Origin of the sequence: Aeromonas sp. Lyrl_2 (genome assembly GCF_051948815.1) — a bacterium.
Lineage (GTDB): Bacteria > Pseudomonadota > Gammaproteobacteria > Enterobacterales > Aeromonadaceae > Aeromonas > Aeromonas veronii.
On sequence record NZ_JAYJLJ010000057.1, the window covers coordinates 1 to 1,156 of the forward strand.

1 protein-coding gene and 1 pseudogene are annotated in these 1,156 nt (G+C 54.0%); one reads left to right on the top strand and one right to left on the bottom strand.

Annotated elements, in window-relative coordinates:
* A pseudogene (locus VF684_RS20875) lies at positions 1–426 on the bottom strand (IS3 family transposase); the annotation flags it as partial.
* A 61-nt stretch (positions 427–487) separates the two neighbouring features.
* Between VF684_RS20875 and VF684_RS20880 the strand changes: the two are divergent.
* The coding region (locus VF684_RS20880; protein ID WP_440174396.1) for an IS110 family transposase at positions 488–1,156 on the top strand (669 nt) is incomplete at its 3' end.

Genomic DNA, 1,156 nt, shown 5'->3' on the forward strand with positions numbered 1-1,156 from the left:
GATATCGCCACACCACACCTGATTGGGTTGCTGGACATCAAATTCACGGGTCAGCAGATTGGGGATATCCGGTCATTCAGACTGTGCCACCTTATAGCGGTGTGCGCCCGGCTGTTTGGATACCAGCCCGGCTTCCTTCATCAGGTTACGTACTTTGAATCGACCAATCTGATACCCCAACTCCCGCATCATCGACATCAAGGCACGGCTGCCCGCTGAGTTCCGGCTTTCTTTGAACAACCGGCGCAACTCACAGCGCTGCTGCATGCGCTTACGGTTAATCGCCCGCCTGCGGGCCAGATAATCGTAAAAACAGGAAGTGGGCACATCGAAAGCGCAGCAGACCAGGGTGATGGGGGCTTGCTCCCTTAATCGGTCTATCAGCGCGTACGTGTGAACTCGTCCGCCATCAAGAGAGCAGTAGCCTAATGGGATGGTCTGCTCCACCCACCCCGCTATGCTGGAGCCAGCATTAAGGAGGCTCATCATGACTCAAGCGCAGATTTACATTTACGGGATCGATTTAGGCAAAAACTGGTTTCACCTGGTGGCGATGGATCGCATGGGGCATGTATTGACCAAGCAAAAGCTCACTCGCTCACAACTGAAACAGTTCATTAGCACGACCCCACCCTGTCGGATCGCCTTCGAGGCATGTCCTGGTTCGCAATACTGGGGACGCCTGTTCCAACAGGCGGGGTTCGACCCCAAGATTATTCCTGCCCAATTTGTTAAGCCCTATCTCAAATCGAACAAGAATGACTTCAACGATGCCACCGCCATTGCCGAGGCTGGTAGCAGAGGCACTATGCGCTGTGTCCCGTTGAAATCTCATGAGCAACTGGCATTGCAAGCGACTCATCGCGTCCGTCAGCGTTTCATCGTCGAACGTACCGCCACTGTCAATCAGATGCGAGCGTTGCTGCTGGAATATGGGCTCACCGTGCCAGTCGGCAGAAAAGTCTTCGAGCGCTCTCTGCCGACGATCCTTGAAGATGCCGAGAATGGCTTGCCTGACTTTATCCGCGCCCTGGTATTGCGTCTGAGAGAACGGTGGCAACAGCTGGATATTCAGATTGATGACATGAGCCTCATGCTCGGACAAGCCTCAAGCGCATCAGGTTTGTGCCAAAAAATCAGTACCGTCCCTGGCATT